8 protein-coding genes are annotated in these 6,679 nt (G+C 69.9%); 4 read left to right on the top strand and 4 right to left on the bottom strand.

The window, feature by feature from the left end; translation table 11 throughout:
- Positions 1-197 precede the first annotated feature (197 nt).
- Entirely contained in the window at positions 198-830 is a 633-nt protein-coding gene (locus ADX84_RS24600) for a hypothetical protein (RefSeq protein ID WP_156208176.1), read from the top strand.
- 3 nt (positions 831-833) lie between these two features.
- Here ADX84_RS24600 and ADX84_RS24595 read toward each other — a convergent pair whose 3' ends face one another.
- Entirely contained in the window at positions 834-1,727 is an 894-nt protein-coding gene (locus ADX84_RS24595; protein ID WP_049579769.1) for an ADP-ribosylglycohydrolase family protein, read from the bottom strand.
- Between the two features lie 181 nt (positions 1,728-1,908).
- Between ADX84_RS24595 and ADX84_RS26880 the strand changes: the two genes are divergently transcribed.
- Together ADX84_RS26880 and soxR are read left to right on the top strand one after the other, a co-directional pair.
- Complete coding sequence (locus ADX84_RS26880) at positions 1,909-2,205, top strand: hypothetical protein (RefSeq protein WP_053107339.1); 297 nt, start codon at positions 1,909-1,911, stop codon at positions 2,203-2,205.
- A gap of 9 nt (positions 2,206-2,214) precedes the next feature.
- Positions 2,215-2,679 carry a redox-sensitive transcriptional activator SoxR gene (soxR, locus tag ADX84_RS24585; RefSeq protein WP_049579768.1) on the top strand — a complete coding sequence of 155 codons (465 nt, stop codon included), beginning with the start codon at positions 2,215-2,217 and terminating at the stop codon, positions 2,677-2,679.
- A gap of 609 nt (positions 2,680-3,288) precedes the next feature.
- Here soxR and rnhA read toward each other — a convergent pair.
- From rnhA to ADX84_RS24570, 3 genes are all read right to left on the bottom strand, one after another.
- A complete protein-coding gene (gene rnhA / locus ADX84_RS24580) occupies positions 3,289-3,762 on the bottom strand; it encodes a ribonuclease HI (protein WP_049579765.1) in 474 nt (157 codons plus the stop codon).
- A 267-nt stretch (positions 3,763-4,029) separates the two neighbouring features.
- Complete coding sequence (gene def, locus ADX84_RS24575; protein WP_049579763.1) at positions 4,030-4,695, bottom strand: peptide deformylase; 666 nt, start codon at positions 4,693-4,695, stop codon at positions 4,030-4,032.
- A gap of 114 nt (positions 4,696-4,809) precedes the next feature.
- Positions 4,810-5,253, bottom strand: coding sequence for an SMI1/KNR4 family protein (locus ADX84_RS24570; protein WP_049579761.1), 444 nt, complete (start codon positions 5,251-5,253; stop codon positions 4,810-4,812).
- A 249-nt stretch (positions 5,254-5,502) separates the two neighbouring features.
- Between ADX84_RS24570 and ADX84_RS24565 the strand changes: the two genes are divergently transcribed.
- The gene (locus ADX84_RS24565) at positions 5,503-6,465 is read left to right on the top strand and encodes a hypothetical protein (protein ID WP_049579758.1); all 963 of its coding nucleotides are present in this window, start codon (positions 5,503-5,505) and stop codon (positions 6,463-6,465) included.
- Positions 6,466-6,679 lie beyond the last annotated feature (214 nt).

The following is a 6,679-nucleotide window of genomic DNA, read 5'->3' as shown; positions in this document are numbered from 1 at the left end:
TACCGGCCCCCCCAACCAGGACGCCACCCGCGCCGCCACCACCGACCCCGCCCCGGCCCACACCCCGCCGCCCGCCGTCATCGACGCCACACTCAGCAAGGACGCCCCCGACACCTGAGGACACGGATCGGACAGCGCACACCCAAAACCGCGCCAAGAGCATGGGGACCCCAGGTCAGGCGTGGGACACTCACCGCATGGCCGCACCGAACCCGGGCCCCCGTCGGCGCCGAACCCACGTGGACCCCCGGGAACTGCGCCCCTCCCGTACGTGGTTCTGGGTGGGCGGCACACTCCTAACGCTGTCCCTGGTCGCGGGCACCGTCCTGTTCGCCCTCCTGTCCGTGCGGGCCGTGGCCCTGCCCGAGTTCGCCGCGAGCACCCAGGGCTCCCAGAGCGCCACCTTCACCGTCCCAAGCACCCAGGGCACCGAACAGGGATGGCTGCTGTACGGCTCACCCCGGGGCGTGGACCACACCGCCTGCACCCTGACCGCCCCGGACGGAGGCCACCCCGTCTTCGCCTACCCCACCTTCAACCACCAGGTCGAGGAGGAGAACCGGTCCTGGGCGATGATCGGCACGGCCACCCTGACCCAACCGGGGGAGTACACCCTCACCTGCCAGGGCACCGACGACGTCCGCTTCGGGATCGCCCCCGGTGCACAGACCACCGGCACCCTCGTGACCGGCCTCTTCGGGGCGCTGGGATCACTGCTGCTCCTGCCCGCGCTGGGCGTCTCATCCGGGCTGGCCCTGATCGTGGTCACCGCCGTGCGCCGTCAACACCACCGCGAACGACTCCTCCACCCACCCCGGCAGCGCCCCTGACGCTCAGCCCACCGCCCACGCGGGCAGGGGCTCGGTGCGCTCCACCCACTCACGCGGCAGCGATCCGGCCGGCAGCCCCGCCCCGAGCACACCCGCCACGATCGCGCACGTGGTGTCCATGTCACCGCCCGGCGCCACCGTCGCCCACAGAGCCGACGCCAACCCCGACCGGTACCGGGCCGTCACCCACAACGCGAACGGCACCGTGTCCAGGGCACTGACCCGCGACCCGTTGCCCAGCTCGCGGGCCACACCGATCGGGTCGGTGGTGATCAACAGGGCACGGGCGTCCCGCACCGCCTCACGCACCCGCCCCTGGGGCAGGCGCTCCACCACACGGTCCAGGAACGGGCCCGCGCCCAACAGCTCGCGCCGCGCCACCAGGGCCGCCGCCAACGCCACCGCCACGGCCCCGTCCACCGCCTCGGGGTGGGTGTGGGTCACACGCGCGCTCACCTCGGCCTGGGCGGCCACCTCGTCCAGGTCCTCGGCGTACCAGGCGCCCAGCGGCGCCACCCGCATCGCCGCCCCGTTACCGAAGGACCCCGAGCCCTCGAACAACTCCGAGGCCAGCGACCGCCAGTCACCGCCCTCCCGGACCAACCGCAGCATCCGACCCGTGGCCGGACCGTACCCCCGGTCGAAGTCGTGGTGGTGGGCGAAGGAGGACGCCAACCGGTCCCCGTCCACCCCACCGCCGCGCCGCACCTCGGCGTAGACCGACGCCGCCATCTCGGTGTCGTCGGTCCACTGCCAGGGACCGGGCGGCAACTCCCGGTCGACCATGCGGGAACGGTTCTCGGGAACGAAGAACTGGGAGCCGAAGGCGTCACCCACGGCCAGCGCGGACAGGGAGGCCAGAGCGCGCACCGGGCGCGCGACGTCGATGGTGTGCATAGCACCCTCCATCCTGACCACCCCGGCGCCACCTGTCCACGTCCCACCCGGGCCGGGGTTCCGGCATGGCCACAACCGGCAAGGCGTGTGCCGGGGCGACCTCTCCAGGGAAGACCACCGGTGGACCCCCGCCCCACCCGGGCCGGGCTCACCGCCCGACCCCGCACCGGACAGGAAAGCCGTGTCCCCAGCACCCATCCACACACGCCCCGTCGAGGAACCCTCCCACGACCGCGCCGTCGGCTCCCTCCTGGGCGCCGTGGCCGCGGCGGCCCTGGTCGGCACCCCCACACACCTGGCCCAGAGCTTCGCCACCGCCCACCTCACCCTCACCAACCACCCCTCACTCGCCCGCACCGCCGACCGCATCCACCTCCTCCACCACGGACACACCACAGAAACCGGCACCCACCACCAACTCCTCCTCCGCGGCGGCGCCTACGCACGCCTGTACGCCCTCCAGAGCACCCCCACCTAAACTGACCCCGTGCCACCCATCACCAAGGAACTCACCGTCGGCCAGGTAGCCGAACGCGCCGGAGTCGCCGTCTCCGCCCTGCACTTCTACGAACGCCAGGGCCTCATCCACAGCCGCCGCACCACCGGCAACCAACGCCGCTACCGCCGCGACACCCTCCGCCGCGTCTCCTTCATCCGCATCTCCCAACGCGTGGGCATCCCCCTGGCACGCATCCGCGACGCCCTGGACCAACTCCCCGAGAACCGCACCCCCACCCGCTCCGACTGGGCCGCGGTCTCCGCACAGTGGCGCGACGAACTCGACGCCCGCATCACCCAGCTCGTCCGCCTGCGCGACGACCTCACCGGATGCATCGGCTGCGGCTGCCTGTCCCTGAACACCTGCGTGCTCTCCAACCCCGACGACGAACTCGCCTCCACCGGCCCCGGCCCCCGCCGCCTCATGGTCGACTCCTTCAAGGACGAGGAGTAGGTCGTGTTCTGGCTCCTTCCGCCCACCCGTCGCCCTCCACCACCCTCAACGGACGCCTGCGGCGCGGTGTTTTCCCTCTTCGTCGCCCTCCACCACCCTCAACGGACGCCTGCGGCGCGGTGTTTTCCCTCTTCGTCGCCCTCCACCACCCTCAACGGACGCCTGCGGCGCGGTCACCTCGCGTCACCCACCAGGCTGTCTCTCGCCACACCGATGAAGCCCGCACAGCCAGCCCCGGGCGGGCCCCGCTGTGCGACTCTCCGGAGCTGGCGTAGCAGCGCACAGTAGAGGCAGTTTCGCTCCACAGCTGGCGGGAGACGGCCGGGCCCCACTGCGCGAGACTGCGGAACCCGCGTAGCGGTGCACAGCAGGGGAGATGGCCGCCCGCATCGATCGCGCCTGCCGCCACCGGCGAAAGCATCCACAAAGCACGCCCCAGAGCCGCCCGAGCACCGACCGGGATGCGGCGGCCCCCGCGACACCCACCCACGGGCTCGACCAACGCCACCCACGGGGCTCAACCCCAGATCGGCGCAGGCGCAGCGCCCCCGCCCCCACACACGACGAAGCGGCGGCACCCCCAGGGGGCACCGCCGCCACACACACCCGCTACAGACCAGCGGCCTCGTCACGCCCGCGCCGGGCCAACTCGTCAGCGCGTTCGTTGCCCTCGTCGCCGTTGTGCCCGCGCACCCACTTCCACTCCACCTCGTAGCGCGAGGCCACCTCGTCCAGTCGCTGCCACAGGTCCACGTTCTTCACCGGCTTCTTGTCGGCCGTCTTCCAACCGCGCTTCTTCCACCCGTGCACCCACGAGGTGATCCCGTTGCTGACGTAGGAGGAGTCGGTGTGCAGCAGCACCGGCACGTCGCGCTTGAGGCTCTCCAGTGCCTGGATGGCCGCCATGAGCTCCATGCGGTTGTTGGTGGTCTGCGCCTCGCTGCCGAAGAGCTCGCGCTCATGTTCTCCGTAGCGCAGCCACACACCCCAGCCCCCCGGGCCGGGGTTGCCGCTGCACGCCCCGTCGGTGTAGATGACCACGCGTTCCGTCGACCCCTGGTCGACCTCGTCCCCGTTGTGCATGCGGGGCAATCTACCGCCCTCGCCGGTCACGAAAAGGCCACAACCCCCATGACAAGAGCCACTTACAGGGCCAATCAGTACCAATGGAGCCCACAAACCAACCATTGCGGACGCCCAGCCTGACCAAAGGCGCCCCCGCCCCGGCATGGGACCGGCCACCCGTGCACCCTCTCCGAGCACCCCTACCCGACCCGACCGCCCCCGAACACGCCAGTGGGGGCGCACCGGACACACCCGGCACGCCCCCACACGAGGCTCAGGAAGGCACTACTCCGCCAGTTCGCGCTCCAGCTCCTGGGCGCGCTCCTCCCGGCGGGCGAACACGTTGTCGGCCATCTCGTTCATCTTCTTCAGCACCCGCTTGCGCTCACGCGTGGCGAGCCGGTCGACGTAGAGCTTGCCGTAGGTGTGGTCGGTCTCGTGCTGCAGGCACCGCGCGAAGTAGCCGCTGCCGCTGAGCACCACCTCGCCGCCGTCCCTGTCCAGACCGCGCACCGTGGCGTGCTCGGCCCGACCCAGGTCCGCGTGCGGTCCGGGCACCGACAGGCAGCCCTCGCTCTCCACCACCACCGCGTCGTCGAGGTCGCGCTCGTCCAGGACCGGGTTGACCACGTGTCCCACGTGCCGCACCCCGTCGTCGTCGTGGCAGTCGTAGACGAACAGGCGCAGGTCCACTCCGACCTGGTTGCCGGCCAGTCCCACTCCCTCGGCGGCGTACATCGTGACGAACATGTCGTCGATCAGCCGAGCCAGCTCGGCTCCGCCCAACATGGAGGCGGGGACGTCGGCGTTGGGTCGGTGCAGGACCTCCTCACCGGTGACCGTGATCCTCAGGACACGGCCCCGGGCGGCCTCGGGGGCCAGCTCGGGATAGTCCGACACCTCCCGGCCCTGGACAACGGTTACGGGCACGGGCATGGACTGCTCCGACATGGTCCTTCTCTCAAGGCGGGCGCAAGTGGATAGGGCGGCCACAACACCGCCAACCACGAAAAATAGCACGAACCGACAGGTCACGCCGGTGCGCAATGCCCTGGGCGCCAGCCCCTAACGGAACCACGCGTTGCCCTGGATGAAGCACCGCGCCAGGTAGTCGCGCAAGGACACCACCACCAGCCGCCTGCGGTCGCTCTCATGATCCCACACGACGATGCCCGGACCGTAGTCCGTGTGCACGTAGGCGAACTGGGGGCCCATGTCGGAGTCGCCGAAGAAGATCATCTCGTCGAAGGGGGCGTACAGCTCGAGGTAGTCCGGTTCCTGGCGCATGGCCAGGTTGTCCTCCACCAGTCGGCGGGCACTCCACACCACCGCGTCCCCGTACTCGTTGGTCACCCCGTCGGTCTCCCTCAACAGGGAGGCCAACTCGAACGGCAGGGGCAGCATCAGGTGCTTCTCGACCTCGGCCAGGGTCACCTCGTCGGCCGGATCGCTCAGATCGGCCTCGGGATACATCTCCAGGATCAGTTCACGCCACACACCCACGATCATCACAGGTCGTGGCAAGACACGGGAAATCGTGGTCGGCGAGTTGCGCCGAAAATCGACCGAATCCCCACCCACATCCGCCACAAAACGCCACCCATGCCCCATAGCCACCCACCCGTGGACCAGCGGGTCAGCCCCTCACACCCACCACACCGAAGATCCACGCACACGCCTTATGTCCCTAATGCCCATAAACGCCATGGGTGTCACTCTGCGTGCACACACCATCACCATTAGCACATAATGAAGGGCATGAAACACACCACACCACGACTCCTCGCCGCCCTCGCCCTCACCGCGGCCACCCTCAACGTCTCCGCACCCGCGCACGCGGCCGAACACCCAGGCCAGGCCACCACCTACCCCGGCCACACCACCAGCCAGTACGTCCCCCTCACCAACGCCACCACCCACCACGCCCACCAGTCCGGCTGCACCCAGGCCAAAACCAAGACCCCCGGCGTCCGCGTCCTCTTCTTCGGCACCCAGGAGAAGAACAACCAACTCCGCGACCCCGGCACCAGCGCGGGCACCACCACACCCCGCACCCACACCGACAAAGCCATCGAATACGCCCACCACTGGGCCCGCGGCTATGCCGAGTGCGACACCACCAACACCCCCACCCACCTCGCCCTGGGCATCAACAACAAGGACGACGGCGGCATCAACGGCACCACCGCCGGACGCCAGTGGGCCACCCTCGTCGACAACGCCCGCAAGGCCACCACACCCCAGGTCACCCTCACCGCCGCCATCGACGCCGAACCCTCCTGGTCCACCCCCGCCTGGGCCCGCGACTGGATCAAGGCCTACACCGACGCCACCAAAACCCCCCTCTACGCAGCCAACTCAGCCGACGGATGCCCCTCCACCGGCAACGGCGCATGCAGCAACGGCTGGACCCTCAAGGACGTCCACCTCGCCTCCGGCGGCAACCAACCCACCGTCGCCACCATCCCCCAGATCTACCGCACCGACGGCATCCAGGCCCGCCAATGGGCCAACATCAGCAACTGGGGCCACACCAACACCGGCGACCCCCTCCGCTTCGCCGCCGCCATGTCCCAGAACACCGCCTGCGAACAGCGCACCTGCAACAACACCGACAACACCCCCCAACAGGCCTGGACCCAACTCAAACAAGCCCTCGACACCCACGCCAACACCCGCATCACCCATCTCGGCCCCGCCACCGACATGCGCTGGCCCTAGACCACACTCAACCCCCCGCACCCAACCGGGCCACCACACACCCGCACCACACAAAGCCAACCAAGACCCCACACACCACCAAGGCCCGGGTTCACACGAACCCGGGCCTTGGTGGTGTGTGGGGTCTTGGTTGGCTTTGTGTGGTGCGGGTGTGTGGTGGCCCGGTTGGGTGCGGGGGGTTGAGTGTGGTCTAGGGCCAGCGCATGTCGGTGGC

Origin of the sequence: Nocardiopsis sp. SBT366, from assembly GCF_001083815.1 — a bacterium.
Lineage (GTDB): Bacteria > Actinomycetota > Actinomycetes > Streptosporangiales > Streptosporangiaceae > Nocardiopsis > Nocardiopsis prasina.
The sequence above is the reverse complement of the archived record's forward strand: the minus strand, read 5'-3'. Positions and strand labels throughout refer to the sequence as shown.